The sequence below is a fragment of the Variovorax sp. PCZ-1 genome, from assembly GCF_018413605.1.
GTDB lineage: Bacteria > Pseudomonadota > Gammaproteobacteria > Burkholderiales > Burkholderiaceae_C > JANMDU01.
The window spans coordinates 1,830,129-1,856,323 of record NZ_JAHCDN010000001.1 but is presented as its reverse complement, the minus strand read 5'-3'; the positions used below and the strand labels follow the sequence as shown (position 1 = coordinate 1,856,323).

Sequence of the window (26,195 nt, the reverse complement as noted above, 5' to 3'; positions counted from 1 at the left end):
GCATGCGCCTGTCTCAATCACCCACCGATGCTGCTTTTGTGCAGAATCCATATGCTTTCTATGAAGCAGCGCGCGCTCACGGGCCGTTTTTTCGTTGGGAAGAATACGGCATGCTGGCCACGGGCGATTGGGCGGCGGTGAATGCGATTTTGCGTAACCGCAAGTTTGGGCGGGAGGCTTTGCCAGAGAAAGCGCCTGTGATTCCAGCGCATTTGAAGCCGTTTTATGCAGTGGAGGCGCATTCCATGCTGGAGTTAGAGCCGCCACGCCACACCCGGCTGCGCAATCTCGTTCTGCGCGCTTTCACCTCTCGCCGAATTGCAGCTTTGCAGCCTGAGATTGATAGCTTGGCACATCAGTTGATTGATGCGTTTCCTTCTGGCGAGTTTGATTTGCTCGCTCACTTTGGCCAGAAGCTGCCTGTGATCATCATCGCGCGTTTGCTTGGCGTGCCGGAGACGATGAGCGACGACCTGCTCAAATGGTCTCGCGCGATGGTGGGCATGTACATGGCTGGGCGCACGCGCGAAACAGAAGATCGCGCTGTGGCAGCAACGGAGGCTTTTGTGTATTTTCTGCGCAGCTACATCGAAGCACGCCGCCAAGAGCCGCGCGACGACTTGATCACTGAACTAATCGCCGCTGAAGAAGAGAGCGAGAAGCTATCCACCGATGAGCTCATCAGCACATGCATCTTGCTCCTCAATGCGGGGCATGAAGCCACGGTTCATACGATTGGCAATGGCGTAAAGACGCTGCTGCAAACCGGCACGCGCATCACGCGAGAGAACGCGTCTGCATGTGTGGAGGAAATCCTGCGCTTTGATCCTGCGCTGCACATGTTCACCCGTTGGGCATACGAAGATGTAGAAATTCTCGGGCAGCGATTTCAAAGGGGCGATCAGGTGGCTTTGCTGCTGGCAGCTGCTAATCGTGATCCTGCAGTGTGGTCGAATCCACAAGTGTTTGATGTTCAGAGAGAAGTCAAGCCAGTTGCCAGCTTCGGCGCTGGTCTGCATTTCTGCGTGGGTGCACCGCTTGCGCGCCTAGAGTTGTGCACCGCGTTGCCGATTTTGTTTGAGCGATTGCCTCAGTTGCGTTTGACCGAAGCACCGCAATACAGCAATGTGTACCACTTTCACGGTCTGAGCCGATTGTCAGTGTGCAGAGACTGAGCCCTGCCGCACCACACGCCAATCTTGCGCGTGTTCGCTCGCATATGCGCGAGGCGGCTCAGTCTCTCCTAGTTGATGCGGGTGGAAATCACGTTTGAAATAGGCCAGCAGTGGTCGCGTGGTCATCCAGATCCAGCCATTGCCTTTGCTGGGGCGGCCAAAGTAGAAGGTCAACGCGCCCCAGAGCGTTGAAGGTTTCCAGAGCGCGCCATCGCGCCGTAGATTATTGGTGGTTTGCAGGAATGCATCTATCTGCATGAATACCATGGCCAAGAGATAAGCCACAATGCGGCCGCGCTCATGGCCGCCGAGGCGCTTGTAGAGGTCAAAAGCGACGGCTTTGTGCTCGGTTTCTTCCAGTGCATGCCAGAGCCAGAGGCGGCGCATCATGGGCGTCATGGATTCGCTCGCTGCTGGGTTTTTGAGCATCACGTCGCTCAAGATCGCGGTGTAATGCTCATAGGCACAGGTGGCGGCCAGCAGGTTCATGGGGTGCTCGGTTTTGTAGCGCTCTAGGCGCTTTTCTATGCGCTTTTCCACTGCATTTTCAAAGCCTTGTTTTGCCAGCACCGCGTTGTATTGCGCGTGAATGTGGCGATGCGTGGCTTCTTGGGCGCTGAAATCGGTGAGCTGTGCGCGTAATTGAGCACGTTCGGCCTCGCTCTCGATGCGCTCATCAATGAAGCGATCTACGCCTTTGACTGAATCGATGAAGCTTTGTTCGCCCAGCGGAAAGGTCATTGACATGGCATTGAAATAGGCTGAGCGGAAAGCATCGCCGCCAAACCAGCGGCGATCAAAACCTTGCGAAAAATCGATCTGCAAGGCGCGAATCGTCATGCTCGCTGAGCTTGGTTGAGACGCATGTATTGAGTAATTGATGGTTTCCATGACAGATAATATACTGAGCTTTCCTCAGATTTCAAACTCGCTTGTCGCTCAGCTTGTGCTCAGGTTTTGAATATGGCCACCTCCAAACCCTCTATCGCTCGAAAAGCCGCGTCTTTCCTGCGCCGAGAGCCTTCTCAGGCTCGCGCGCAAGCCACGATGGAGACGCTTTATGAAGCCACTGCTCAGATTGTGGAGCAGGAAGGATTGGAGGCATTGAGCACCAACAAAATAGCAGCCAAGGCGGGTTTTTCAATCGGCACGCTCTATCAATATTTCCCTACCAAAGAGGCTATTCTTGCGGCCATTATTGATCGCGAGCGCAGCCGGGTGAGGCAGGGCTTGCATGATTTGCTGACCGATGCGCAAGCGCGCGAGCAGCCGCCACAGGAGGTTTTGCGGGCTTACATTCGGCAATTGATTGAAGGCTTCGGCTCAGGGCGTGGCAGCTCGCTTTATCGCAAGGCCGCTCGCGCGATGATTCGTGTGGCTTGGCAGATGGATTACCAAGAGCACATCTTGGCTCAAGTGAGAGAGACCTCAGACCGTATTGCCGTGTATTTGGCGCATGCTGATCAACATGGGGCTCAGCGCCTGCACGTTTCCCCGGTGACACTTTTTGTGGTCACGAGAGCAGTCGTGGGCGTGGTTCGTTGCGCTTCTCTGGAGCGCTCGCCACTGCTGGGCTTGCCAGAGTTTGAGGATGAGCTGGTGCGGTTGGCTTGGCGTATGTTGGCCAAGGAGTGATTGGCCTAGGATTGGCTCGCCTGCCCAGTAAAATGGAGGGCTATGTCAAATTCCACCACTTTGAACCCCCATTTGAAACCCTTCGTGCCCGCTAAAAAATTCAGCGTGGCCGAGATTCGTCAGTCTTTCATCGAGTTTTTTGAGCAACAAGCGCATACCGCCGTGGCGAGCAGCCCGCTCGTGCCTGGCAATGATCCGACGCTGATGTTCACCAACAGCGGCATGGTGCAGTTCAAAGATGTGTTTTTGGGTGAAGACAAGCGGCCTTATGTGCGCGCGGCATCGGTGCAAGCCTGCTTGCGCGCGGGTGGCAAACACAACGATTTGGAAAACGTCGGCTACACCGCTCGCCACCACACCTTCTTTGAGATGCTGGGCAACTGGAGCTTTGGCGACTATTTCAAGCGCGAATCGCTGAAATGGGGCTGGGATTTGCTGACCAAGGTGTATGGTTTGCCCGCCGAGCGCTTGCTCGCCACGGTGTATATCGACGATGACGAAGCGTACGACATTTGGACGAAAGAAATCGGCCTGCCACCCGAGCGCGTGGTGCGCATTGGCGATAACAAAGGCGGCAAATACAAATCCGACAATTTCTGGATGATGGCCGACACCGGCCCTTGCGGCCCCTGCAGCGAAATCTTCTTTGACCATGGCCCCCACATCCCCGGCGGCCCACCAGGCAGCCCCGATGAAGATGGAGACCGCTTCATCGAGATTTGGAACCACGTGTTCATGCAGTTCAACATGGCCGAAGACGGCAGCATCACTAAACTGCCTGCGCCTTGCGTGGACACAGGCATGGGCTTGGAGCGCTTGGCAGCCATCTTGCAAGGCGTGCATTCCAATTACGAGATTGATCTCTTCCAAAAGCTGATCGCTGCCGCTTCACGCGAAGTGTTTGGCAAAGATGTGGCCGTGGACTTGAACAACCCCAGCCTGCGCGTGATTGCCGATCACATCCGCGCGACCAGCTTCTTGGTGGCTGATGGCGTGATTCCATCGAATGAAGGCCGTGGCTATGTGCAGCGCCGCATTGTGCGCCGCGCAATTCGCCATGGTTACAAACTCGGTCGCAAATCGCCTTTCTTCCACAAAATCGTTCCTGATCTCGTCGCGCTCATGGGCGAGGCGTATCCCAATCTCAAAGCGAATGCGCAGCGCGTGATGGATGTGCTGAAAGTGGAAGAAGAGCGCTTTTACGAGACGCTGGCTACCGGAATGGAGATTCTGGATTCGGCCTTGGCTGGCGGCGTGAAAGTGTTGCCGGGCGATGTGGCTTTCAAGCTGCATGACACCTATGGCTTCCCGCTGGATCTGTCTGCCGACGTGTGCCGCGAGCGTAGTTTGACGGTTGACGAGGCTGGTTTTAACAAAGCCATGGAACAGCAGAAGAACCAAGCTCGCGCCGCAGGCAAATTCAAGATGGATAAAGCGCTGGAATACAGCGGCGCTCTGAACACCTTTGTAGGCTACGAGAAGCTTGAATCTACTGCAAAAGTGATAGCACTCTACGCAGAAGGTACGCCGGCGAATGAGCTAAAAGCAGGTCAAAACGGCATTGTGGTGCTGGACACCACGCCTTTCTACGCTGAGAGCGGCGGCCAGGCGGGTGACGAAGGTTTGCTGCATGGTCCGAACGGTGCAATCTTCGCTACTTTAGACACGCAAAAAATCAAAGCTGATGTGTTTGGCCATCATGGCAATGTGCATTCCGGCTCGATCAAAGTGGGCGACACGGTGACTGCAAAAGTCAATGCCGAAGCCCGCGCCCGCACCGTGCGCAATCACAGCGCCACACATTTGATGCATGAAGCATTGCGCGCCGTGCTCGGCACGCATGTGCAGCAAAAAGGCAGTGAAGTCACCGCTGATCGCACACGCTTTGACTTCACGCACAATGCACCTGTGACCGATGCGCAGATCATCGAAATCGAGCGCTTGGTCAACGCGCAAATTCTGGGTAACCAAGCCACAGCCGCTCGCGTGATGCCAATTGAAGATGCCAAAGCCACAGGCGCGATGATGCTCTTCGGTGAGAAATACGGCGAGCAAGTACGCGTGCTCACTATTGGCAATTCCACCGAGCTTTGCGGCGGCACACACGTGCACGCCACTGGCGATATCGGCCTCTTCAAAATCGTAGCTGAAGGCGGCGTGGCCGCTGGCGTGCGCCGCGTGGAAGCCGTGACGGGGCAGGGTGCTTTGGAGTTCGTGCAACACCTCGAAGCCACAGTGAGTAAGGCTGCTGCGGCGCTTAAATCCTCGCCTGATGAGTTAGCTAACCGCATCGCCGCGATGCAAGCTCAGATCAAAGAGCTGGAGAAAGATCTAGCGCAAGCCAAGGGCAAGCTCGCCTCCAATCAAGGCGATGAGCTGGTGAACTCTGCCGTCGATATCAAAGGCATCAAAGTGCTGGCTGCAAAGCTCGAAGGCGCAGATGCGAAAGCCTTGCGCGAGACGATGGACAAGCTCAAAGACAAGCTCAAAACCGCCATCATCGTATTGGCAGCCGTCGAGGGCGACAAAGTGCAAGTCGCGGCCGGAGTGACCGCTGATGCCATCTCCAAAGTCAAAGCTGGCGATCTGGTGAACTTCGTCGCTGGCCAAGTGGGCGGCAAAGGCGGCGGCAAGCCTGATATGGCCATGGCTGGCGGCACCGATGCTTCCAAGCTAGGTGAAGCTCTCGCAAGCGTGCAAGGCTGGGTGAGCGCCAAGCTCTGAGCTTGAATCGCCCAATGCTCCTGAAAAGCCGGTTTTAGACCGGCTTTTCTATTTTTTGGATTGGAAATCGGAAAGATTGGATGTATGATTCGTCCAAGAGATTAAACCAATGAGCAAAAAGACTGCCCCTACTCAAGATGTCACGCTAGAAGATGTGCTGGCAACCTTCCGTGCCAGCGCACCGATTTTCAATGCGCTGGGGGATAAATTTCGCCAAGATATCGTGATGCTGCTCGCACAACAAGAGCGTTTGAATGTGGGGCAGATTGCTGAGCAGATGCCGCTTTCTCGTCCTGCGATTTCGCATCATTTGAAGGTGCTGCTGCAAGCTGGCCTAGTGCAGATGGAGCGCGTTTCGCGTGAGAATTTTTACAGCTTGAGCGTGGATGAGGCACTTGCCACATTGCGACTCTTTGTCGAACAAGCGGAGGTGTCTTGCACTTGAAGCCCTCAGTCTTTCAACTAAATCACGGCTCTTAGAGCCATTTTTTAATACCGATTCGTCAACCAGATTAAACCAATTGACCGAATAACTTTCATCTTTTTCACTTCTCAACACAAGGAAACATCATGAACACCACAACCCGTCAAACAGCCCTGATCACTGGCGCATCTTCTGGCATCGGTAAAGCGCTCGCTTCAGAATTCGCTCGCGATGGCTACAACGTCATCCTCGCCGCGCGCAGCGTGAGCAAGATGCAAACGCTGGCCGACAGTCTGCAAAAGCAATACGGCATCACAGCCACCGTGATCGCTGCTGATCTGCAAACCGATGCAGGCGCAGCGCAATTGCATTCAGATGTGAAAGCTCATGGCATCACGATTAGCGCTTTAGCCAACAACGCCGGATATGGCCTCTTCGGAGAGTTCCACAAGAGCGATTTGCAGCCCGAGCTGGCCATGATGCAACTCAATATAAATACCGTCGTCGTGCTCTCCAAGCTCTTCATGCCTGATTTGCTCGCCACCAAAGGCAAGATTCTCAACACGGCATCGACTGCGGCCTTCCAACCCGGCCCCTACATGGCCGTGTATTACGCGACCAAAGCTTTCGTGCTCAGCTTCTCAGAAGCGATCGCTGCTGAGCTCGCAGGCACGGGCGTGACAGTCACAGCCTTATGCCCCGGCCCCACAGCTTCTGGCTTCCAAGACAAAGCCGATATGCACGACAGCGCCTTGGTTAAAGGCAAAAAATTGCCTACTTCAGAAGAAGTCGCCAAGGCTGGCTACAAAGCCATGCAGCGCGGCCAGCGTGTCTACATTCCCGGCACCATGAATTGGCTGATGGCGCAAAGCCCACGCTTCACGCCGCGCAATATGGTGACTGGCATCGTGAAATTCATGAGCAAGCCTGTTTGAAATGAACCCTTGATTTAGGAGAACACACCATGAAAATCATATCCCGCATCTTCCTTGGCCTCGTAGCATTATTGGCTCTCGGTTTGATCTTCCTTAAACTGCAATACGGTGGCGGCAAACTCTACCCCGATGTCAGCACAGCCCCAACAGTACCTGCCGATCAAGTAGCAACATTGGTGAGCTTGGAATACCCGCCGGGCAACGTATCTGTAGCCGCAGACGGGCGCATTTTCTTTGCTTATCACCCGTTTGCACAGGTCAAGCGATTCAATACACCTTCCGTGTATGAGCTCGTTGCAGGTGTGCCCAAGCCGTATCCGAGTGCTGAGTTTCAGAGCAAATACCAAGGCGTGTTCGGCATGACGGTGGATAGCCAAAACCGTCTCTGGGCGATTGAACCCAGCGGGCTCGATCATGAGAAATCTCGCCTGATCGCTTTCGATTTGAAAACGAATACCCAAGTCTTCGAATACTGGTTCCCCGCCAAAGAAGCCCAGTTTGCGCAAGACCTTCGCGTGACTTCAGACGGTAAAACCGTGATCTTGGCAGACACCGGCCTCTTCAAATTCACGCCGCCCGCAATCATCGTGTTTGATGTGGAAAAGAAGAGCTTTCGCAAAGTGCTCAGCAGCGATCCAAGCATGAAGCCACAAGATTGGATGATTCGTACAGCAGCAGGTACTCACAAGCTTGGCTTCGGTTTGGTGACCTTCAGCGTAGGCGTCGATGGCATCGAAATCAGCAAAGATGGCCAATGGCTTTACTACGCCACCATGAGCCACGACATCATGTACAAATTGCCGATGAAAGCCTTGCTGGATTCGCAATTGAGTGAAGCCGATCTCGCCAAGCAAATCCAAACCATAGGCAAAAAGCCTTTGAGTGACGGCATCGCGGTTGATGCACAAGACAACATCTTGATCACCGATGTAGAAAACGGCGGCATTGCCCGCATGAACGCCAAAGGCGAACTCACGACGCTCACCAAGGCCCGCCAAGTGATCTGGGCTGACGGTATCGTGATGACACCGGACGGCAGAGCACTCTTCACCGACAGCGCGATTCCTTCCTACATCGATCAGCTTGCTCGCCCACCCACAGTGGAGAAACTCAAAGCGGGCGCACCTTATAAAATCTACGTGTTTAAACCTTGAGCGATGATTTAATCACTACTAATTCGATAGCACTCTGCGCAGCTTCTATGCTGGCGAGGTGCTGTTTTTTTATATAAAACTCTGCATATGGTAGGAAAGCGAGCGTTACGCAGTGAGCAGCCTCTAGGCCATGATGTGTTGCCGCTTGGCAATTGCCCGTTGTGCGGCAGGTCATTGATCGCAGGTAAGAGTATTGATGAACATCATCTTTTGCCCAAGAGCCAAGGTGGCCGCGAGACACACACGATGCATCGCATTTGCCATAGAAAAATCCACGCCACGTTCACAGAAAAAGAACTCGCTCGCAACTATAGCTCTTGGCAAGCGCTGAAAGCGCATGAAGACATCGCAGCCTTCATTGCTTGGGTGCAGAAAAAACCAGCCGAATACTACGATAACAGCGTGAAGGCTGCGAGACGTCGTTAAAGCTTGGCCCCTAACATTCGAATCGCGCCCTGAAACAAGCCGTTATTTGATCAATAAGACTGGGATATTGCTCTCAGCCACCACGTTTTGTGCGACCGATCCCATGAGCACCCTGCCCAAGGCGCCCCGACCATGCGTACCCATCACGATCATATGCGATTTACGGCGTTTGGCAGCGGCCACAATTTCTTCAGCAGGGTGACCTGCACACCATTCGCTTGTGTACGGAATGCCATGTGAATCCAAGAACTTACAAACTGGTTTGAGTACTTTGCTCGATTCTTCGTCATGGTACTTTTTGACAATTTCCGAGCCTACTGTGTATCGTGCGCGGGGTGGAATCGGGATTTGGACATTGATGACATGCAATGCAGCATGGTCTGCACGCTCTGAGCCAAGCAAGCGATCTCGATTGGCTAATAAGAAAGCCAGAGCTTTCTTCGAGTATTTGCTTCCATCGACAGCGAGTAAGAGTTTCATAGAGTTCTCCTTGGGTAAATGAATGGCTTCAGCGCAAAACCAGTACGGGAATATGACTGTGCGTCAGTACATTCAAGGTTTCGCTGCCTAACAAAAGACGCTTGAGTGCTTTGTGGCCGTGCGAGGCCATCACAATCAAATCGCAACGACTCTTTTTAGCCGTTGCGATGAGGCTTTCTGCGACGAAATCTGATTTGTAAAGAACTGAGCTGACCTTGAGTGCATGGCTTGCAGCCCGCTCGCATGCGCGTGCAAGAGATTTTTCGGCTTCGTCATGCCATTGCGATTCAATGCGGGCAATGTCTTGGGGTTGTAAGACGACTGCACCTTCGAAGTAGGCCGTTGGATAGCGCGGCACGACACGCGTGATGACTACCCTTGCATTCAAGCTGGAGGCGAGTTGGATACCTGTATCGACAGCTTTGTCGCCAAGCTCAGAGCCGTCTGTGGCAATCATGATCTTCTTGTACATAGCGTTCTCCTGGATGAGTGGGGGATGACCAGAGATTAGTCTCAGGCGTCTGCGCTTGATTTGATCCAGATCAAGACTCTTGCAGATGCTAGTGATTACGCTTGGGCACCATGCAAGCCAGCTCAACCATTTCATATCCATCGAATAAGTCAGGTCAAGACTCAAAGGGTTGGAGTGACAGCGATACCCCCGAAGCTTGGCAAAGCTACAGCAAACGCGTCAGCAGCGGGGCAGGGCAAATTCAAAACGAGAAGTGGGAGTCGCGCCTGATGGTGCAGGGCATGCATTGCAGCGCTTGTGCGGGAATGGTGGAGAGCGCCTTATTGGCTGTGCCAGGGGTTGTGGCCGCTCAGGTCAATGCGATGTCGTCGCGCGCTTTAGTCACTTGGGATGCGCGATTGACGCAACCCTCGCGCTGGATGTCCGCATTAAGTCAAGCCGGCTATTCCATGCTGCCGATTCAAGGTGTGGATGCATTCGAGCAAAGCCGGAAAGAGAGCCGCAGCATGTTGTGGCGCTGGTTGGTGGCAGGCTTTTGCATGATGCAAGTGATGATGTATGCATGGCCGAACTACAGCGCCTTGCCGGGAGAAATGGATGCCTTGAGCGACAGCATTCTGCGCTGGGCGAGCTGGCTGCTGACTCTGCCCGTGTTGCTATTTTCAAGCCAGCCATTCTTTGCTGCAGCTTGGCGTGCATTGGCGCAGAAGCGGATCAGTATGGATGTGCCTGTGGCATTGGGTATTGCACTCACTTTCGCCATCAGCTCCGTGGCAGTTTGGCAGCCGCTGGGGCCTTGGGGTAGCGAGCTTTACTTAGATTCGTTGACGATGCTCGTGTTTTTCCTCCTCACAGGGCGCTGGATAGAAGCGCGCTTGAAGCAGCAAGTGACAGGAGATCTGGAGGCTGCGACAGCTCAGTTGCCCTTGGTTGTGCAGCGATTGGATGCGCAAGATCAGCCCCATGCCGCCCCTCTGCACAGCATCCGCCCCGGTGATATGCTCTTGGTGCGCTTGGGCGAGAGCTTCGCTGTAGATGGTCAACTGGTACAAGGCAGTACGGCTGCAGATGAATCCTTGCTCACGGGTGAATCTCAGCCTGTGAACAAGAGCGTGGGCGACAGTGTGGTTGCGGGTAGTGTGAATTTGCTGGCAACAGTTCGCATGCGTGCTACTCGCGTGGGCGAAGACACACGCTTTGCGCAAATCGCCCAGTTGATGTCGCGCAGTGAGAATGACAAGCCTGTTGTGGTGCAACTGGCGGATCGTATGGCGGGCCCATTTCTATGGTGTGTGCTCGCCTTGGCAATGGGCGCGTTGCTGTATTGGTGGCCGCTTGATCCGCATCGTGCAGTGCTCAGTGCGATTACGGTGTTGATCGTTACTTGCCCATGCGCATTGGCGTTGGCTGCACCTGCCGCTTTCTTGAGCAGTGCCTCAGCCTTGGCACGAGCCGGTTTGCTGACACGCAAGCTCTCAGCCATTGAGCGGATGGCGCAGGTGACGAGTATGGTGTTTGACAAGACCGGCACATTGACTTTAGGGCGCTTGCAAGTCAGCGATGCGCACTTTTCGCCGCGTTCCAATGAATCACAGGTGTGGAGTTTGGTGGCTCAGATGACGGCAGACAGCCTGCATCCTGTCTCACAGAGCTTGCATGCTCATGCGTTACAAAAATGCACCTCAGAGAAGCGGCAGATGGCCATCAAGGTACAAGAAGTCGTTGGCGCTGGTCTGGTTGCGCAGGGTGATCAAGGGCAAGTTTGGCGTTTAGGGCATGCAGAATTCTGCGGATTGCAGCTTTCGTCGAATGAAAAACAGGTGTACTTGTGCGACAACAAAGGTTGGTTGGCCAGCTTTGATTTGCAAGAAGCGTTGCGTCCGTATGCTCAGCAGGCCATCTCACTATTGCGCCAATCATTAGCGGCTCAAGGCGGAAGCTTGACGATTGCTTCAGGAGATCAGCTCACCCAAGTGCGAAAGATCGCGCGCCAATTGGGAGCTCCGGATGCGTATGTGCAGGCTGGCTGCCAAGCGCAAGACAAACTCGTCATCTTGCAACGCATGCGTGCATCGGGGCAAGTGGTGGCCATGGTGGGGGATGGCATCAACGATGCCCCCGTTTTGGCAGCAGCAGACGTCTCGATTGCGCCTGCGCATGGCGCAACTCTTGCCATGATCAAGTCAGATTTCGTCTTGACAGCAGAAAGTTTGCAGCCTTTGGCGCTGCTCCAGCCCCTAGCGATTCGCACGATGCGCATCGTGCGCCAGAACCTTTGGTGGGCTTTAGCCTACAACATGGTCAGCGTGCCGCTCGCTTGGATGGGCTGGCTTGAGCCATGGATGGCAGGACTGGGCATGGCAGTCAGTTCGTTGCTGGTGCTACTTAACGCGCTTCGACTCAGAAGCATTCATCACTGAAAACATCTGGAGACTTTATGGACATCCTCTTATTACTTGTGCCCCTTTCGATCGGCTTGGCACTTTTTGTGATCTTGGCTCTTTGGTGGGCTGTGCACAGCGATCAGTTTGAGGAGTTAGAGCAACAAGGCCATCAGATTTTGCACTCTGATTGATCTGGATCAAATCCGCTCAGTGCCTGTAAAGCGACACTGAGCAATAAGCAAATCAAGAGGTGTGAGATGTCAATCAGCATAGAAAATACCGCGCATTCAGAAAAAATCTACAACGATGATGTTGTCCGGCAATTCAGTTTAGCTACCGTGCTCTGGGGTGTGGTGGGTATGGCGGTAGGTGTCTTCATCGCAGCTCAATTAGCGTGGCCTGAGTTGGGCGGTGGCATACCTTGGCTGAGCTACGGTAGGCTGCGACCCTTGCACACCAATGCAGTGATTTTTGCTTTTGGCGGTTGCGCTTTGTTTGCTACCAGCTACTATGCTGTGCAACGCACCTGCCAAGTGCCCTTGTTTGCTCCCAAGTTGGCCAGCTTCACGTTTTGGGGTTGGCAAGCAGTGATCGTTGCGGCTGCAGTTTCGCTTCCTTTGGGCTACACCTCAGGCAAAGAGTACGCAGAATTAGAGTGGCCGATTGACATTCTGATCACCTTGGTTTGGGTGTCGTACGCAGTTGTCTTCTTTGGCACATTGGCAACGCGCAAAGTGCGGCACATCTATGTGGCGAACTGGTTTTTTGGCGCGTTCATCATCACGGTAGCTTTACTGCATCTCGTGAACAGCGCGGCCATGCCCGCTGGTTTCATGAAGTCTTATTCAGCCTATGCGGGCGTGCAAGATGCCATGATTCAGTGGTGGTATGGCCACAATGCTGTGGGTTTCTTTTTGACTGCAGGCTTCTTGGGCATCATGTATTACTACGTGCCCAAGCAAGCCGGGCGTCCGGTGTACAGCTATCGCTTGTCGATCGTGCATTTCTGGGCGCTGATCTTCACCTACATGTGGGCGGGCCCGCATCACCTTCACTACACTGCATTGCCAGATTGGACGCAATCTGTTGGCATGCTGTTTTCCTTGATCTTGCTGGCGCCAAGCTGGGGCGGAATGATCAATGGTGTGATGACGATTTCAGGTGCGTGGCATAAGCTGCGCGACGACCCTGTGCTCCGGTTTTTGATCGTGTCGCTCTCGTTTTACGGCATGAGCACCTTTGAAGGGCCGATGATGTCGATCAAAACCGTCAACGCTCTCTCGCATTACACGGATTGGACGGTGGGGCATGTGCACTCGGGTGCATTGGGCTGGGTGGGCTTCATTTCGATGGGCGCGATTTACTTTCTCGTTCCTCGTTTGTTTGGTCGTAAAGAGATGCACAGCAAGACGGCCATTGAGTTGCATTTTTGGATTGCGACCTTAGGCATCGTGTTTTACATCGCGGCGATGTGGATCGCGGGTGTGATGCAAGGCTTGATGTGGCGCGAGGTGAATGCAGATGGCACGTTGGCCTATACCTTTGTTGAATCCGTCAAAGCCACCTATCCCTACTACGTGATTCGCTTCATCGGCGGGCTGATGTATGTGGCAGGCATGCTGATCATGGCTTGGAATGTGTGGATGACTGTGGTGGCAGGGCGTGCTGTGCGTGTGGCTGTGCCAACGTCCACTCCCGCCATGGCTTGAACGCAGAAAAAAGGAGCATCAAATGTCTGATTCAACGCCTTCAACTCAGAAAGGCTTTACCCACGAGAAGATAGAAACCAACAGTTTTCTGCTGATTGTCTTCATTGTGCTGGTGGTGGCCGTGGGCGGGTTGGTAGAAATTGTCCCGCTGTTTTTCCAGAAGTCGACTACGCAGGCTATTGCTGGTGTCAAGCCTTATGAACCGTTACAGCTCGTTGGAAGAGATATTTATGTGCGCGAGGGTTGCTACAACTGCCACTCGCAAATGATTCGCCCATTCCGGGCCGAGACACTGCGCTACGGACACTACTCGGTTGCTGGTGAATTCGTGTACGACCGCCCCTTCCAATGGGGGAGTAAGCGCACAGGCCCTGATCTGCATCGTGTAGGCGGCAAATACAGCGATGAATGGCATCGCGTGCATTTGCTCAATCCCCGTGATCTCGTCCCGGAGTCCAATATGCCTGCCTATGCATGGCTGGAGCAGGGCCAGGCCAGCTCCCACGATATTCAGCAGCGCTTGAAAGCCTTGCGTACTTTGGGTGTGCCCTATACCGATGAGCAGATTGCGAAAGCTCCTGAGCAGCTCAAAGGCAAGAGCGAGATGGATGCCCTGATCGCGTATTTGCAGGGCTTGGGTTTGGCATTGAAATAAGGAGAGATCATGGATATCAATACCCTGCGCAGTGCGGTGACTGTGGTGAGTCTGGTGGTTTTCATCGCCATCGTCTGGTGGGCGGTAGCTGCCCGCAACCGTTCGCGTTTTGAGCAGGCAGCTCAATTGCCGTTGCTGGAGGAATAAGCCATGAGTGACTTCACATCTGGCGCATGGTCGTGGTTCATCATCATTGCTACGCTGGTGAGCATTGCGGCCTGCTTGGTTTTGCTGTTTGTGGTGGCTGCCAAGAAGGTGCAGGTTCGATCCGACAACACGACGGGCCACGTATGGGATGAGGATTTGGTGGAGCTGAACCATCCCATGCCGATGTGGTGGATGGGCTTGTTTGTGATCACAGTGATCTTTTCATTTGCTTATCTGTATTTCTATCCTGGGCTGGGCTCGGTACAGGGCAGTTTCGATTGGAGTTCGAAGGAGCAACACAAACAAGAGATGCAAGAAGGCGGTAAAGCGATGGCACTGGTCTATGCCCAATACCAAGGTAAAAACACTGAGCAACTTGCAGCTGACCCTCAAGCCATGGCGATTGCGAATCGACTTTTTCTGAACAACTGCGCCCAATGCCATGGCTCTGACGCGCGCGGATCCAAAGGCTTTCCCAATCTCACTGACAATGATTGGCTCTGGGGGGGAACACCAGACAAGATTCAAGAAACTATTGTGAAAGGGCGCAATGGGGTGATGCCGCCAATGGCCGCTGCTGTCGGCAATTCAGACGATGTGCGCAATCTCGCGGAGTACGTACTGAGTCTGTCTGGATACCCATCTGACTCCATCCGTGCTGGCTTAGGCAAATCAAAATTCAGCGCCTGTGCAGCCTGTCACGGAGTAACTGGCAAGGGCAATGTGGCTTTGGGCGCACCCAATCTGTCAGACGATGTGTGGCTCCATGGATGGGGCAAAGAATTCATCGTTAACATGATCAACAATGGGCGCACCGGCATGATGCCTGCGCAAAAAGATCGTTTGACCGATGAGCAGATAGGTCTGCTCACAGCTTATGTCTGGGGCATGTCCAATAAACCGACCAGCGCTGGCAAATAAGGGTGAGTACGTGAGTCACCCCAACCCAGCAGAGGGATCGAGCAAAACCTACATTCCGATGTTCGTGTCGGAGGCGACGATTCACCCTCGATCGGTGCAAGGCAAGTATGCGCGCTTGCGTTGGCTGACCGTGTGGCTGACGCAACTGGTGTTTTATGGCATGCCTTGGCTTCAGTGGGGACAGCGCCAAGCCGTTTTGTTTGATCTTGAGGCGCGGCGCTTTTACTTGTTTGACTTGGTTTTGTATCCACAGGACTTTATCTATTTGGCGGTTTTGCTGATCATTTGTGCCTTGTCTTTGTTTTTGGTGACTGCAGTTGCAGGGCGAGTTTGGTGTGGTTACGCTTGTCCACAAACGGTGTACAGCGAAATTTTCATGTGGATTGAACGCAAAGTCGAGGGAGATCGCCAGCGGCGCATCAAACTGGATGCGCAGAGGTGGAATGCCAAGAAGTTGTCGCTCAAGGGGATCAAGCATCTACTCTGGCTAAGCCTTGCGCTGTGGACAGGGCTGACTTTCGTGGCCTATTTCACGCCGATGCACACCTTGCTAGCTGAGATACAAGGCTTCAGCCTCGGGCTATGGGAAATGTTTTGGATTCTCTTCTATGGCTTCGCCACCTATGGCAATGCGGGCTTTATGCGCGAGCAGGTTTGCAAGTACATGTGCCCCTATGCACGCTTTCAAAGCGCGATGTTTGACAAAGACACGCTGATCATCTCCTACGACGAACGACGTGGGGAGCCACGCGGCTCTCGCGGCAAAGGACAAGATGCTCGATCCAAGGGCTTAGGTGATTGTGTGGACTGCACCTTGTGCGTACAAGTGTGCCCAACAGGTATCGACATTCGTAAGGGCTTGCAGTATGAATGTATCGGTTGCGCGGCCTGTATTGATGTTTGCAATGGCGTGATGAAGAAGTTGGATTACGCGCCTGGTTTGATCCGATACAGCACACAGCAGGCTTTGGCAAATGGCTGGAGCAACTCGCAAATTTGGCGGCGGCTAAGCCGGCCGCGTGTGCTGATGTATTCAGCGGTATGGGGATTGATCTGCGCTGCTTGGTTGGTCAGCATCACCATGCGGCATGATTTTAGAGTTGATGTCGTTCGTGACCGAGCTGTTTTAGCGCGTATCGTGGCAGGTGCATCCGGTGGCATGATTGAAAATGTTTACCGTGCACAGCTCATGAACGCGACTGACCGTCCTCTGCAATTACAGATCACAGCAAACGGATTGCCCGGCCTTCAACTCAACGGCGAGAAGCTGGTGAAATTAGAGGCCACAGAGTCGGAGTGGGTTGTGCTAAGACTAGATTTGCCTGCTGAGAATGCAGCTCAGCTGAAACCAGGCTCACACCCTATTGAACTGAAAATTTACAACCCGGAGTCCGGGGAGACGGTCCTAGAAAAAAGTGCGTTTTACATCCCGAGGTGACATATGAAAACGATTACGCCGATTACCGCAGCTTCCGTTGCTGGTTCTGCCCACATACCCTGGTGGCGACATCCTTGGCTATGGTTGGTGATGATTGGCCCAGCCGTTGTTGTGGTGGCAGGTCTTGTTACTTGGGCGATTGCATGGCAGGGGGCTGACAAATTGGTGTCTGCTGATTACTATCAAAAAGGACTTGCGTTGCCAAAAGAGAGGTCTACAACCAGTAGTGTGCCTATGCTTCCGGCTGGGCAAGCCCGCAACCATGCTGCCACTGGGGGTGCGCCAGGATCCACAGAGACTTCGCCAAAGAAGACAGTGCCATGAGCAACTCCTTTTCTCCCGAGATTTCACGCCAGAGCCCTGCGTGGATGTGGATCATCTGGCCTTCGTTTCTTTGCGCTTGCGTCTTGGAGATGCTGATTTTTGCCGTTGTATCCCCAGCAGAATTAGCAATCACACATGCGCCACACAACTTATCCGTCAGAGCCGTTTATTCCATCAGTTTCTTTGTGATTTGGGCGCTGACGTTTACCAGCAGTGCATTGACCGCTTGGTTGTCTATCTGGAAAAAAGAGTCTGATTGATCTGCCCGCAGTTAACTCAGGCGCAGACAGTGGGATTGGCAATCGATTTCAGAGCTTGTTGATCCAGAACGCGCACTTGACGCTGCTGTACTTCTAGCACGCCTTCGTTCACAAAGCGTGAAAATCCTCGGCTGACAGTTTCCAGCTTGAGACCCAGATAACTGCCGATTTCTTCTCGCGTCATGCGAAGCACCATATTGCTAGGTGAAAGCCCACGAGCTTGTAGTCGCTGGGTCAGATTCAAAAGAAAAGCAGCCAGTCTTTCCTCAGCGCGCATGCTACCCAGCAGTAACATGACGCCTTGATCACGCACGATCTCGCGGCTCATGATCTTATGCACGTGGCGCTGAAGTGAGCTGACATGCGCTGAAAGCTCTTCCAATTTATCAAATGGCATCACGCAAACTTCAGAGTCTTCAAGTGCGACGGCATCACAGGCATGCCGATCACTCACGATACCGTCCATGCCGAGGATCTCACCTGCCATGAGAAAGCCGGTGACTTGTTCTCTGCCGTCTTCGCTGGCGACGGATGTTTTGAAAAATCCTGTGCGCACAGCAAACAGGCTGACAAAATCATCTCCAGCTTGATACAAATGTTCGCCACGTGCAGTTTTACGGCGGTTAGAGATCAAGCGTTCAACTTGTGTCATTTCGTCGTCACTCAGACCGACGGGCATACATAGTTCACGCATGTTGCAATTACTGCACGCCACTTTGGCTTCTTGCAATCTGATCATAAATACCTCTTCTGATCTAAGACCTAGATTTGATTATGCTGTAGATGCCGCGTTTCGTGGCAACTTTGATGACACGCTTGAGCATTAAACCTTACAGATTTGATCTGGATCAAGTCGCGATCATGGCTGAAGTGTCAACATCGGCGCATGACAACCGACCTATCTGTGATGCCCTCCGTCACCGCCTCGCCAGTTCATGCCGATATTTTGTCGCGATGGGATATTCAAGGCCCCAGATACACCTCTTATCCTACCGCCGATCGATTTGTTGAGGCCTTTAGTGCTAATGATGCAAGCCAAGCGCTGCAGCTACGCAACATCACTGGCGGTGTTCGAGCGCAAGGATTATCTTTGTACCTGCACATTCCTTTTTGTGAATCATTGTGCTACTACTGCGCCTGCAATAAAGTCATCACAAAACAGAAAGACAGAGCCGATATTTATTTGAAGTACTTGGAAAAAGAGTTGGATTTGGTGGCTGCCCAGTTGGAAGCAGGCACAGCATCTGTTCAGCAGCTGCACTTGGGCGGTGGATCGCCGACTTTTCTCGATGATGCGCAGCTAGCGCAATTGATGACCATGATCCGTATGCGATTTCAGCTCGACTCTTTGGCGGAGTGCAGCATTGAAGTGGATCCGCGAACAGTTTCTCGTCAAAGATTGCAGCGTTTAAGGCAGCTTGGTTTCAATCGCTTGAGCTTCGGCGTTCAAGACTTTGATGCCAAAGTGCAAAAGGCAGTGCATCGCGTTCAGCCTTTTGAGCAGGTCTCACGGCTGATGCAAGATGCCCGTGAACTGGGATTTGCCTCGTTGAACATGGATCTGATCTATGGCCTGCCGCAGCAAACAATTCAGTCCATGCAAACCACCTTTGACCAAGTGATATCACTGCGGCCGGACCGGATTGCTCTGTATGGCTATGCGCATTTGCCGCAGCGTTTCAAGCCGCAGCGTCGCATTGATGAGCAACTGTTGCCCACAGCACATGAGAAAAGCGCGATGCTGCGCTTGGCACTTGAAAAGCTGGGGGCGGCAGGTTACGTGTACATCGGCATGGATCACTTTGCTCTGCCGCAAGACAGCCTAGCGATTGCCAAGAAGCAAGGGCGATTGCATCGTAATTTTCAAGGCTACAGCACCTTGCCCGATTGCGATTTGATCGGTTTAGGCGTCTCGGCCATCAGCAAAGTGGGCGCGGCTTACAGTCAAAATGTCAAATCGCTTGATGCTTACTACGATTTATTGGATCAGGGCCGTCTACCGATTGAACGAGGCCTTGCGCTGTCGCGTGATGATTTGGTGCGCCGCGCTGTCATCATGGCATTGATGTGCCAGGGGGAGTTGAGCTTTGAGTCGATTGAGCTGGCCTACTTGATTGACTTTAAAAATTATTTCAAAGCCGAGCTGAGTGAATTAGAACAACTGCAGCGTGATGGTCTAGTGGAGATCGAGCCAGAGGGTTTACTCGTTACCGAGGCAGGGTGGTATGTGGTGCGCGCTGTGGCGATGGTGTTTGACCGCTACTTGCAAGCAGACCGCAACCGTGCGCGGTATTCGCGCATCATTTGAGGTGCCATGATGTTAATCGGGCTCATGTTCTCGGCTTTCTTACTCGGTTTGGCAGGCGGACTGCATTGCTTGGCCATGTGCGGTGGTTTGTGCTCAGCGATGGGAAGACCTTCGGCGCAAGAGCCATTTCATGGCATATCTGCCGCACGAGCACTGCAAATCGGCAGGGTGCTCGGTTACACACTGGCTGGCGCGCTGGCTGGGGGTTTGGTGCAAACTGTAGCGTGGGCCAGTGAGCATGCGGTGATTTTTAAGCCCGCCTGGGTGATGCTGCATGCGGCGATGCTCGCTTGGGGCTTGATATTGTTTTTTTTTGCACGCCAACCCTTGTGGGCACAAAGTGTGGCGGGTCCCACATGGAAGCGTCTGGATTGGGTCAAAGCTTCATCGCGCCGCAGCATATTCTTGGGCATGGGTTGGGTGATACTGCCATGCGGCTTGCTTTATTCCGCATTGCTGATTGCCGGTTTATCCGGCGGAATTTGGCAGGGTGCAGCAGTGATGCTGGCGTTTGTGATGCCGACAGTGGCCTGGCTGCTGGGGGCGCACTGGTTGATTGGGCATTTGAGCCTCGTGCGCGATGCAAGAACTCAGCAATGGGCGCGAAGGTTGGCGGGGCTGGCGCTGGCTGCAGGCGCTGCGTGGGCGCTTTGGCAACATGCTGCGCACGGAATTCAAACGATTTGTTGAGCAAGTGCGAAATTTTTTAGGCAACAAACCCCGAGATATCCGCTGTTAAATCCGGATGCCCAGCGAAATGCTCCACGACGAAATCGACGAAAGCTCTCACGCGCGCGGGCAGCTGCTTTCGGCTGGGGTAATGGATGAAGAGCTGAATATTCTCGGCCACGCTGTCGGGCAGGAGCACTTTGAGCTGGCCACTTTTGAGCATCGGTAATGCCACGGGCTGGGGCAATTGCGCGATGCCCAAGCCATCGCCGCAGGCTTGCGCCAAACCGCGAAAATCATTGCAGATGAAGTGGCCGGGCAATTGGATGAATTGCATGTTGCGCGCGCCATCTACCCGCGTTTGCACGATGAATGGCGTGGTTTGCTCTTTGCCTGTGATTTGCAATTGCAGCAGGCGGTGCTTGGCTAAATCATCCAAGCTGTTTGGCTTTTCTTGGCTTTCGAGGTAGGTGGGAGAAGCGCAGATCAGCAAGCGCAGCGGGCCCAGAGGCCGCGCCACAAAAGCGGCATCGTTCAAAGCGCCAATCCGAATGCCCACATCGAAACGCTTGGGGATCAAGGGGCTGGCATCTTCACTCAGCTCCAACTCGAGCCTGATGCCAGGGTAGCGTTGTTGAAATTTGGGCAGCAGGGGAATGAGATAGAGATAAGCCACAGGCGAGACCACCGTGGCGCGCAGCTTGCCACTGGCGGTTTTCGCATCGCTGGCCACTTCTTTGCATGCGGCATCGAGCTGGGCGAGCGGCTGGCGGCATTGCTCTAAAAACGCTTGGCCTTCGGGTGTGAGCTGTAGCGCGCGGGTGCTGCGCGCGAAGAGGCGCACGCCTAGAGCGGCTTCCAAGCGGCTGATGTTTTGGCTCACCGCCACAGGGGAGATTCCCAGCTCTTTGGCCGCTTTGGCAAAGCTGCCCAGCTCTGCTGTGCGGGAGAAATTAAGAATGCCTCTTAGGGTCTGCATTCCTCTGATTTTGCTCTAAAACAGCTTAATTACAAAGTTTTTATTAGGTATTTAAGAAGTATTAGGTCAATTGTGTAATGGATTGATCACTTTTAAAGTTCACCCATGCCTCATTTCGAAGCATATTTTTAAAAGGACCTCACCATGAAATACCTCCTCCTCTGCCAAACCAAGCCAGCTTCTTTTGCCGATGTGCCAGAGAGCGCGATGCAAGAAATCATGGGCTCCATGATGGCTTTCAACCAGCAGCTCATCCAAGCCGGCGTGTTGCTCGCCGCAGGCCAGCTCGCCCCCGCTGAGACGGCTCAGCGCGTCTACGCTGAAAAAGGCCGCATCAAAACTCAAGAAGGCTTTGCCCTCGAAGGCGACACGCAAATCGGCGGCTACTACCTGATCGACGTGCCCGGCGAGCCAGAAGCAACCGGCTGGGCTGCCAAATGCCCCGCAGCCCAGTTTGGCTCGCTCGAAGTGCGCCAAGTGGCTTATTCCCCTGTGTGATCACAGTTTTATCAAAAGCTTGATCTTTTTAACCTGAACCGAGACACTCACCATGAATTCCGCAGCCATCAACCCAACAACATCCACCACAACCAAAGAAAGCAACAAAGCCATGCAATTCGAATCCAGCACCACGATCAACGCCCCTATCGCTACCGTTTTCGCGCTGTACGCCAATGTGGGCGGCTGGCCCAGCTGGGATCCAGATCTGAAGGCCTCCAGCTTGAATGGTGCTTTCGTCTCCGGCGCAGTGGGCGAGGTCAAGCCTCACAGCGGCCCCAAATCCGAGCTGAAATTCGTTGAAGTGATTCAAGGTAAAAGCGTTCGTATGGAGTGCAAGCTGCCGCTGGGCATGATGCATTTCGATTACGAATTGCAAAGCCAAGGCAACAGCACTGTGGCCACGCATCGCACCACCTTCTCAGGTTTGCTCGCGCCGATCTGGAGCCGCTTGATTGGCTCTGGCATGAAAAAAACTTTGCCTGCTGCATTGGCAGGCTTGAAAAAAGCAGCTGAGAAAGCTTAAATGACGGTATCCAAAGCGGCGTATCTTCGGCTGTTTCATGACTCTTCTTTGCTCTTGAGCCAAACCGAGGTGCGCCCATGTCTTCTGTAAACCTCACCCTTCTGTTTGCGGGCTGCTGCGCCTTGCTCCAATGCGCACTCACAGCGCTGGTGATTCTGCGCCGCGCGCAAACTAACATCGCGTTTCTGGATGGCGGAGATGATCAACTCATGCGCCGCATCCGAGCTCATGGCAATTTCTCAGAGACAGCGCCCATGGCCTTGCTCCTGATGGCTTTGCTTGAGATCAGCGGTTTGAGCAATGCTTGGCTCATTGGCTTCGGTATCGCGCTACTTTTAGGGCGCATTCTGCATGCGCAAAGCTTGCTAACAAACAACGCAGCATGGAGCCGACGCGGCGGCATGGTGCTCACGCTGGGCGTGATCAGCATTGAAGCTGTGTGTGCGCTTGTGTTGTTTTTCCGCTGAGTATTGCTATTAATTCAATAGCTGCCAGCGCAATCTGTATGAGGGCAATAGGCCAAAAAGGCTTAAAAATCAATACGCCACAGGCAAGGGATCCAGCGAGCGCCAGAGATACCACACGGCGACGCTGCGATACGGCGCCCAGCCAGCGGCCACTTCTTTCGCCTCGCTGCGGCTCACGGATTCTCCCGAGAAATAGTTTTCGCTGATACCGCGCAGCATGCCGATGTCATCCAGCGGGAGCACATTGGGGCGCAGCAAGTGGAAGATGAGAAACATCTCGGCCGTCCAGCGGCCAATGCCGCGAATCGCCACCAGCTCGGCGATGATGGCTTCATCATCCATACCTTCCCAAAGCTTCACATGCAGCGCGCCGCTGTCAAAATGCAGTGCCAGATCGACCAAATACTCAATCTTTCGGGCAGACAGACCGCAGGCGCGCATGTCGTCTACCTTCATCTTCAAAACCTTGGACGGCTGCAGCTTGCCTTTGCCAATTTTGACGAAACGATCCCAAATCGTTTGCGCTGCAGCCACGCTGATTTGCTGGCCCACCACCGAGCGAGCGAGCGTCACAAAAGGATCACCTCGGCTTTGCAAGCAGGCATCACCAAACTGCGGAATCAGCTTGCGCATGACCCGATCTTTCTTCATCAGGTGAGCACAGGCCTCTTGCCAGTAGGCGGGCGTGGTGACTTCAATTGCTACTTTTTTCATAGCACTTCGCGCACATTCCATGCCGGCGAAAAGCCAAAATCGCTTAAAAATCCGCTGCTGCGAGTCATGACGCTGAAGACCAAGTCGTGCCTTGCGGGCTGTCTTTGAGCTCAATGCCTTGAGCGGCCAAATCTTTGCGAATTTGATCGGCCAAAGCAAAATTTTTCGCGGCTTTGGCGGCTGCACGCTCAGCGATTTTTGTTTGAATGGCGGCATCATCCAAAGCAGCGCCAGATTGCAAAAAGGCTTGTGGCGAGCCTTGCAAAATGCCAAGCAAACCGCCCAGCTGTTTGAGCAGGGTGGCTAATTCTGGTGATTTGGTACGGTTCACCTCCGCAGCCAAATCAAACAATACCGCCACCGCTTCCGGTGTGGCAAAGTCATTGTCCATCGCGGCTTTGAATCTCGCGGCATATTCATTGCCAAAATCAATGAGCGCCGGCGCGGAGTCTGCATGAGGCGAAGCCACAGAAGCAGCGTGAGGCGCTGCTAAATCGAGAGCGGTGTACAAGCGTTTGAGAGAGTTTCTCGCATCATCCAAATGCACATCTGAGTAGTTCAAGCCACTGCGGTAATGGCCGCGCACCAAAAAGAAGCGGATGGTCTCAGCATCAAATTTCTTTAATACGTCGCGAATCGTGAAGAAATTGCCCAAAGATTTGGACATTTTCTCGTTGTCGATGTTCACAAAGCCGTTGTGAATCCAGTATTTGGCCATCGGCTTTTGGTAAGCACCTTCGCTCTGTGCGATTTCGTTTTCGTGGTGAGGGAACTGCAAATCCGCGCCGCCGCCGTGAATATCAAAGCTTTCGCCGAGCAGAGCGCAGCTCATGGCCGAGCATTCGATGTGCCAGCCGGGGCGACCTGCGCCATAGCTGCTTTCCCACTTGGCCTCAGGCGGTTCCTCGGTTTTGGCGGATTTCCAGAGCACGAAATCCAAAGGGTCTTCCTTGCCATCGAGCACGGCCACGCGCTCGCCTGCGTGAAGCTCGTCCAGCGATTTACCGCTCAATTTGCCGTAACCTGAAAATTTGCGTACGGCGTAGTTCACATCACCGCTCGGCGTGCGGTAGGCGAGGCCATTCTCTTCGAGTTGCTCCACGATGGAGAGCATTTGCGGCACGTAATCCGTGGCGCGCGGGTCATGGTCTGGCCGCTGCACGCCCAGCGCGTCGAAATCTACATACATCTCGGCGATCATGCGGCTGGTGAGCGCGCCAATCGTTTCGCCGTTTTTCACGGCGCGGGCAATGATTTTGTCGTCAATATCCGTGATATTTTTGACGTAGGTGAGGGCGTAGCCGCTCGCACGCAGCCAGCGCTGAATCACATCAAAAGCCATGGCGGAGCGGGCATGGCCGATATGGCAGAGGTCGTACACGGTGATGCCGCATACGTACATACGCGCACGGCCTGCTTCAAGGGGAACAAAAGTCTCCACGCTGCGCGAGAGCGTGTTGTAAATCTTCAAAGCCATAGTGTGTTGTATGTGGTGCTCGGGCGCTGCAATGCGCGCAAGATCAAAACTCGAAAAACTGAACTATCCAGCCGCTACAATTGTCGCAGTATATAGCTGGCCAAAATACAGGCCGTCTGTGCTTGCCCAAAGAGAGGTTTTATGCGTTTGCTTACCCGTTTCGCTCCAAAGTTGATCAGTGCTGCCCTGTTGTCTGCAGGCGTGCTTTTCAGCAGCTTGGCTTTTGCCGATTACGCCGAGGTCAATCGCCTGATGCGCGCTGGCCAGTTTGCTGAAGCGACAGCCAAAGCCGATCAGTTCCTCGCCGGCAAGCCCAAAGATCCTCAGATGCGCTTCCTCAAAGGCGTGATCTTGACAGAGCAGGGCAAGCCACAAGACGCGATCACGACCTTCACCAAGCTGATTGAAGATTATCCCGAGCTGCCCGAGCCCTACAATAATTTGGCTGTCCTGCACGCCGGCCAAGGCCAATTTGACAAAGCCCGTGCCGCACTAGAAATGGCCATCCGCACGAATCCAAGCTACGCCACCGCACATGAAAATCTGGGTGACGTTTATGCAAAACTTGCCAGTCAAGCTTACAGCAAAGCGCTGCAGCTTGATGGCAGCAACTCCGGCATTCAGCCCAAACTTGGCCTGATCCGCGATTTGTTTGCTCCCAATATTCGCACGCGTCCAGCCGCAGCTGCTGCTGCACCATCGGCGGCCGCACCGGCCAAGCCAGCCGTGGTTGCCGCTGCGCCTACACCTGCAACCGCGCCTACACCAGCGCCTGCGCCTGCGCCTGCGGCTTCTGCCGCTAAGCCTCCAGTGGCCGCGGCCGCACCTGCTGCCCCCGCTGCAGCCGGCAATGAAGATGAAGTCCGCGCAGCAGTGCAAGCTTGGGCCAGCGCATGGAGCCGCAAAGACATGGCCTCTTATCTGGGCGCATATGGCAAAGAGTTTGATGCGCCCGGCGGCCGCAAGAGCTGGGAAGAGGAGCGCAGAAAGCGCATCATGGGCAAAAACAAGATCAGCGTTCAGGTGAGCAACTTGGATATCAAGATCACGGGCAACAAAGCCCAAGCCCGCTTCAAACAAGACTACGATGCCGATAGCTTGTCTGTGAACAGCCGCAAAACACTGGATCTCGTACGCGCTGATAATCGCTGGGTCATCGTGCGCGAAGCTACGGGCGGTTGATCGCCTGGGGCTCTTGCTTTAACCAATCCCCAACTCATCCTGATCTGATGGCACATCAGCTCTGAATTTTTATCACCCCTGCCGATACGATGCGGCAGAGCATGTATTTTTG

29 protein-coding genes are annotated in these 26,195 nt (G+C 53.9%); 22 read left to right on the top strand and 7 right to left on the bottom strand.

What is annotated here, in order from left to right; all coding sequences use genetic code 11:
* Positions 1-2: 2 nt before the first annotated feature.
* The gene (locus KIH26_RS08955; RefSeq protein ID WP_213444140.1) at positions 3-1,175 is read left to right on the top strand and encodes a cytochrome P450; all 1,173 of its coding nucleotides are present in this window, start codon (positions 3-5) and stop codon (positions 1,173-1,175) included.
* On the opposite strand, the gene KIH26_RS08950 is transcribed toward KIH26_RS08955, so the two are convergent.
* A complete protein-coding gene (locus KIH26_RS08950) occupies positions 1,158-2,066 on the bottom strand; it encodes a metal-dependent hydrolase (RefSeq protein WP_213444139.1) in 909 nt (302 codons plus the stop codon). The two genes, KIH26_RS08955 and KIH26_RS08950, sit on opposite strands and share 18 nt — an antisense overlap.
* 72 nt (positions 2,067-2,138) lie before the next feature.
* On the opposite strand from KIH26_RS08950, the gene KIH26_RS08945 reads away from it, so the two are divergent.
* From KIH26_RS08945 to KIH26_RS08920, 6 genes are all read left to right on the top strand, one after another.
* Positions 2,139-2,810 carry a TetR/AcrR family transcriptional regulator gene (locus KIH26_RS08945; RefSeq protein ID WP_213444138.1) on the top strand — a complete coding sequence of 224 codons (672 nt, stop codon included), beginning with the start codon at positions 2,139-2,141 and terminating at the stop codon, positions 2,808-2,810.
* Between the two features lie 42 nt (positions 2,811-2,852).
* Positions 2,853-5,534 (top strand): alanine--tRNA ligase, encoded by a 2,682-nt coding sequence (gene alaS, locus KIH26_RS08940; protein ID WP_213444137.1) that lies wholly within the window; start codon positions 2,853-2,855, stop codon positions 5,532-5,534.
* A gap of 109 nt (positions 5,535-5,643) precedes the next feature.
* Positions 5,644-5,979 carry an ArsR/SmtB family transcription factor gene (locus KIH26_RS08935; RefSeq protein WP_213444135.1) on the top strand — a complete coding sequence of 112 codons (336 nt, stop codon included), beginning with the start codon at positions 5,644-5,646 and terminating at the stop codon, positions 5,977-5,979.
* Between the two features lie 125 nt (positions 5,980-6,104).
* Complete coding sequence (locus KIH26_RS08930) at positions 6,105-6,893, top strand: SDR family NAD(P)-dependent oxidoreductase (protein WP_213444134.1); 789 nt, start codon at positions 6,105-6,107, stop codon at positions 6,891-6,893.
* Between the two features lie 29 nt (positions 6,894-6,922).
* Positions 6,923-8,047, top strand: a complete 1,125-nt coding sequence (locus KIH26_RS08925; RefSeq protein WP_213444133.1) for an L-dopachrome tautomerase-related protein — start codon at positions 6,923-6,925, stop codon at positions 8,045-8,047.
* Between the two features lie 210 nt (positions 8,048-8,257).
* Positions 8,258-8,473, top strand: coding sequence for a hypothetical protein (locus tag KIH26_RS08920; RefSeq protein ID WP_249661017.1), 216 nt, complete (start codon positions 8,258-8,260; stop codon positions 8,471-8,473).
* A 42-nt stretch (positions 8,474-8,515) separates the two neighbouring features.
* On the opposite strand, the gene KIH26_RS08915 is transcribed toward KIH26_RS08920, so the two are convergent.
* Entirely contained in the window at positions 8,516-8,953 is a 438-nt protein-coding gene (locus KIH26_RS08915; RefSeq protein ID WP_213444132.1) for a universal stress protein, read from the bottom strand.
* 28 nt (positions 8,954-8,981) lie between these two features.
* A complete protein-coding gene (locus tag KIH26_RS08910; RefSeq protein WP_213444130.1) occupies positions 8,982-9,425 on the bottom strand; it encodes a universal stress protein in 444 nt (147 codons plus the stop codon).
* 110 nt (positions 9,426-9,535) lie between these two features.
* On the opposite strand from KIH26_RS08910, the gene KIH26_RS08905 reads away from it, so the two are divergent.
* The 9 genes from KIH26_RS08905 to KIH26_RS08865 all read left to right on the top strand — a co-directional run bounded on the left by KIH26_RS08905 (position 9,536) and on the right by KIH26_RS08865 (position 17,263).
* Complete coding sequence (locus tag KIH26_RS08905) at positions 9,536-11,845, top strand: heavy metal translocating P-type ATPase (protein ID WP_213444129.1); 2,310 nt, start codon at positions 9,536-9,538, stop codon at positions 11,843-11,845.
* Between the two features lie 17 nt (positions 11,846-11,862).
* Positions 11,863-12,000 carry a cbb3-type cytochrome oxidase assembly protein CcoS gene (gene ccoS, locus KIH26_RS08900; RefSeq protein ID WP_213444128.1) on the top strand — a complete coding sequence of 46 codons (138 nt, stop codon included), beginning with the start codon at positions 11,863-11,865 and terminating at the stop codon, positions 11,998-12,000.
* Between the two features lie 66 nt (positions 12,001-12,066).
* Complete coding sequence (gene ccoN, locus KIH26_RS08895) at positions 12,067-13,518, top strand: cytochrome-c oxidase, cbb3-type subunit I (RefSeq protein WP_213444126.1); 1,452 nt, start codon at positions 12,067-12,069, stop codon at positions 13,516-13,518.
* 22 nt (positions 13,519-13,540) lie between these two features.
* Positions 13,541-14,173, top strand: coding sequence for a cytochrome-c oxidase, cbb3-type subunit II (ccoO, locus tag KIH26_RS08890; protein WP_213444125.1), 633 nt, complete (start codon positions 13,541-13,543; stop codon positions 14,171-14,173).
* 9 nt (positions 14,174-14,182) lie between these two features.
* Positions 14,183-14,320, top strand: a complete 138-nt coding sequence (locus KIH26_RS08885; RefSeq protein WP_213444123.1) for a cbb3-type cytochrome oxidase subunit 3 — start codon at positions 14,183-14,185, stop codon at positions 14,318-14,320.
* Positions 14,321-14,323: 3 nt separating this feature from the next.
* Entirely contained in the window at positions 14,324-15,241 is a 918-nt protein-coding gene (ccoP, locus tag KIH26_RS08880; protein ID WP_213444122.1) for a cytochrome-c oxidase, cbb3-type subunit III, read from the top strand.
* A gap of 58 nt (positions 15,242-15,299) precedes the next feature.
* Positions 15,300-16,679, top strand: coding sequence for a cytochrome c oxidase accessory protein CcoG (gene ccoG, locus KIH26_RS08875; protein ID WP_249661139.1), 1,380 nt, complete (start codon positions 15,300-15,302; stop codon positions 16,677-16,679).
* 3 nt (positions 16,680-16,682) lie between these two features.
* Complete coding sequence (locus KIH26_RS08870) at positions 16,683-17,003, top strand: FixH family protein (protein WP_213444120.1); 321 nt, start codon at positions 16,683-16,685, stop codon at positions 17,001-17,003.
* On the top strand, positions 17,000-17,263 hold the full coding sequence (locus KIH26_RS08865) for a hypothetical protein (RefSeq protein WP_213444118.1): 264 nt from the start codon (positions 17,000-17,002) through the stop codon (positions 17,261-17,263). The genes KIH26_RS08870 and KIH26_RS08865 overlap by 4 nt, the downstream gene beginning before the upstream one ends.
* A 16-nt stretch (positions 17,264-17,279) precedes the next feature.
* On the opposite strand, the gene fnr is transcribed toward KIH26_RS08865, so the two are convergent.
* Positions 17,280-18,002 (bottom strand): fumarate/nitrate reduction transcriptional regulator Fnr, encoded by a 723-nt coding sequence (gene fnr, locus KIH26_RS08860; RefSeq protein ID WP_213444117.1) that lies wholly within the window; start codon positions 18,000-18,002, stop codon positions 17,280-17,282.
* Between the two features lie 147 nt (positions 18,003-18,149).
* Here fnr and hemN point away from each other — a divergent pair, with 147 nt between their 5' ends.
* Both hemN and KIH26_RS08850 read left to right on the top strand, forming a co-directional pair.
* Positions 18,150-19,571, top strand: coding sequence for an oxygen-independent coproporphyrinogen III oxidase (hemN, locus tag KIH26_RS08855; protein ID WP_249661015.1), 1,422 nt, complete (start codon positions 18,150-18,152; stop codon positions 19,569-19,571).
* Between the two features lie 6 nt (positions 19,572-19,577).
* Positions 19,578-20,261, top strand: coding sequence for a sulfite exporter TauE/SafE family protein (locus KIH26_RS08850; RefSeq protein WP_213444116.1), 684 nt, complete (start codon positions 19,578-19,580; stop codon positions 20,259-20,261).
* Between the two features lie 16 nt (positions 20,262-20,277).
* Here the strand turns inward: KIH26_RS08850 and KIH26_RS08845 are convergent, their stop codons facing one another.
* Positions 20,278-21,219: a LysR family transcriptional regulator gene (locus KIH26_RS08845; RefSeq protein WP_213444115.1), complete on the bottom strand. Its 942-nt coding sequence runs from the start codon at positions 21,217-21,219 to the stop codon at positions 20,278-20,280.
* Positions 21,220-21,363: 144 nt separating this feature from the next.
* Between KIH26_RS08845 and KIH26_RS08840 the strand changes: the two genes are divergently transcribed.
* The 3 genes from KIH26_RS08840 to KIH26_RS08830 all read left to right on the top strand — a co-directional run bounded on the left by KIH26_RS08840 (position 21,364) and on the right by KIH26_RS08830 (position 22,710).
* Positions 21,364-21,717, top strand: coding sequence for a YciI family protein (locus tag KIH26_RS08840; RefSeq protein ID WP_213444114.1), 354 nt, complete (start codon positions 21,364-21,366; stop codon positions 21,715-21,717).
* 52 nt (positions 21,718-21,769) lie between these two features.
* A complete protein-coding gene (locus KIH26_RS08835; RefSeq protein WP_213444112.1) occupies positions 21,770-22,243 on the top strand; it encodes an SRPBCC family protein in 474 nt (157 codons plus the stop codon).
* A gap of 77 nt (positions 22,244-22,320) precedes the next feature.
* On the top strand, positions 22,321-22,710 hold the full coding sequence (locus KIH26_RS08830) for an MAPEG family protein (protein WP_213444111.1): 390 nt from the start codon (positions 22,321-22,323) through the stop codon (positions 22,708-22,710).
* A gap of 69 nt (positions 22,711-22,779) precedes the next feature.
* Here KIH26_RS08830 and KIH26_RS08825 read toward each other — a convergent pair whose 3' ends face one another.
* Together KIH26_RS08825 and cysS are read right to left on the bottom strand one after the other, a co-directional pair.
* Entirely contained in the window at positions 22,780-23,424 is a 645-nt protein-coding gene (locus KIH26_RS08825) for a DNA-3-methyladenine glycosylase family protein (RefSeq protein WP_249661014.1), read from the bottom strand.
* A gap of 64 nt (positions 23,425-23,488) precedes the next feature.
* A complete protein-coding gene (gene cysS / locus KIH26_RS08820) occupies positions 23,489-24,901 on the bottom strand; it encodes a cysteine--tRNA ligase (RefSeq protein WP_213444108.1) in 1,413 nt (470 codons plus the stop codon).
* Positions 24,902-25,042: 141 nt separating this feature from the next.
* On the opposite strand from cysS, the gene KIH26_RS08815 reads away from it, so the two are divergent.
* Positions 25,043-26,083, top strand: coding sequence for a nuclear transport factor 2 family protein (locus KIH26_RS08815; protein ID WP_213444107.1), 1,041 nt, complete (start codon positions 25,043-25,045; stop codon positions 26,081-26,083).
* Positions 26,084-26,195: the final 112 nt, after the last annotated feature.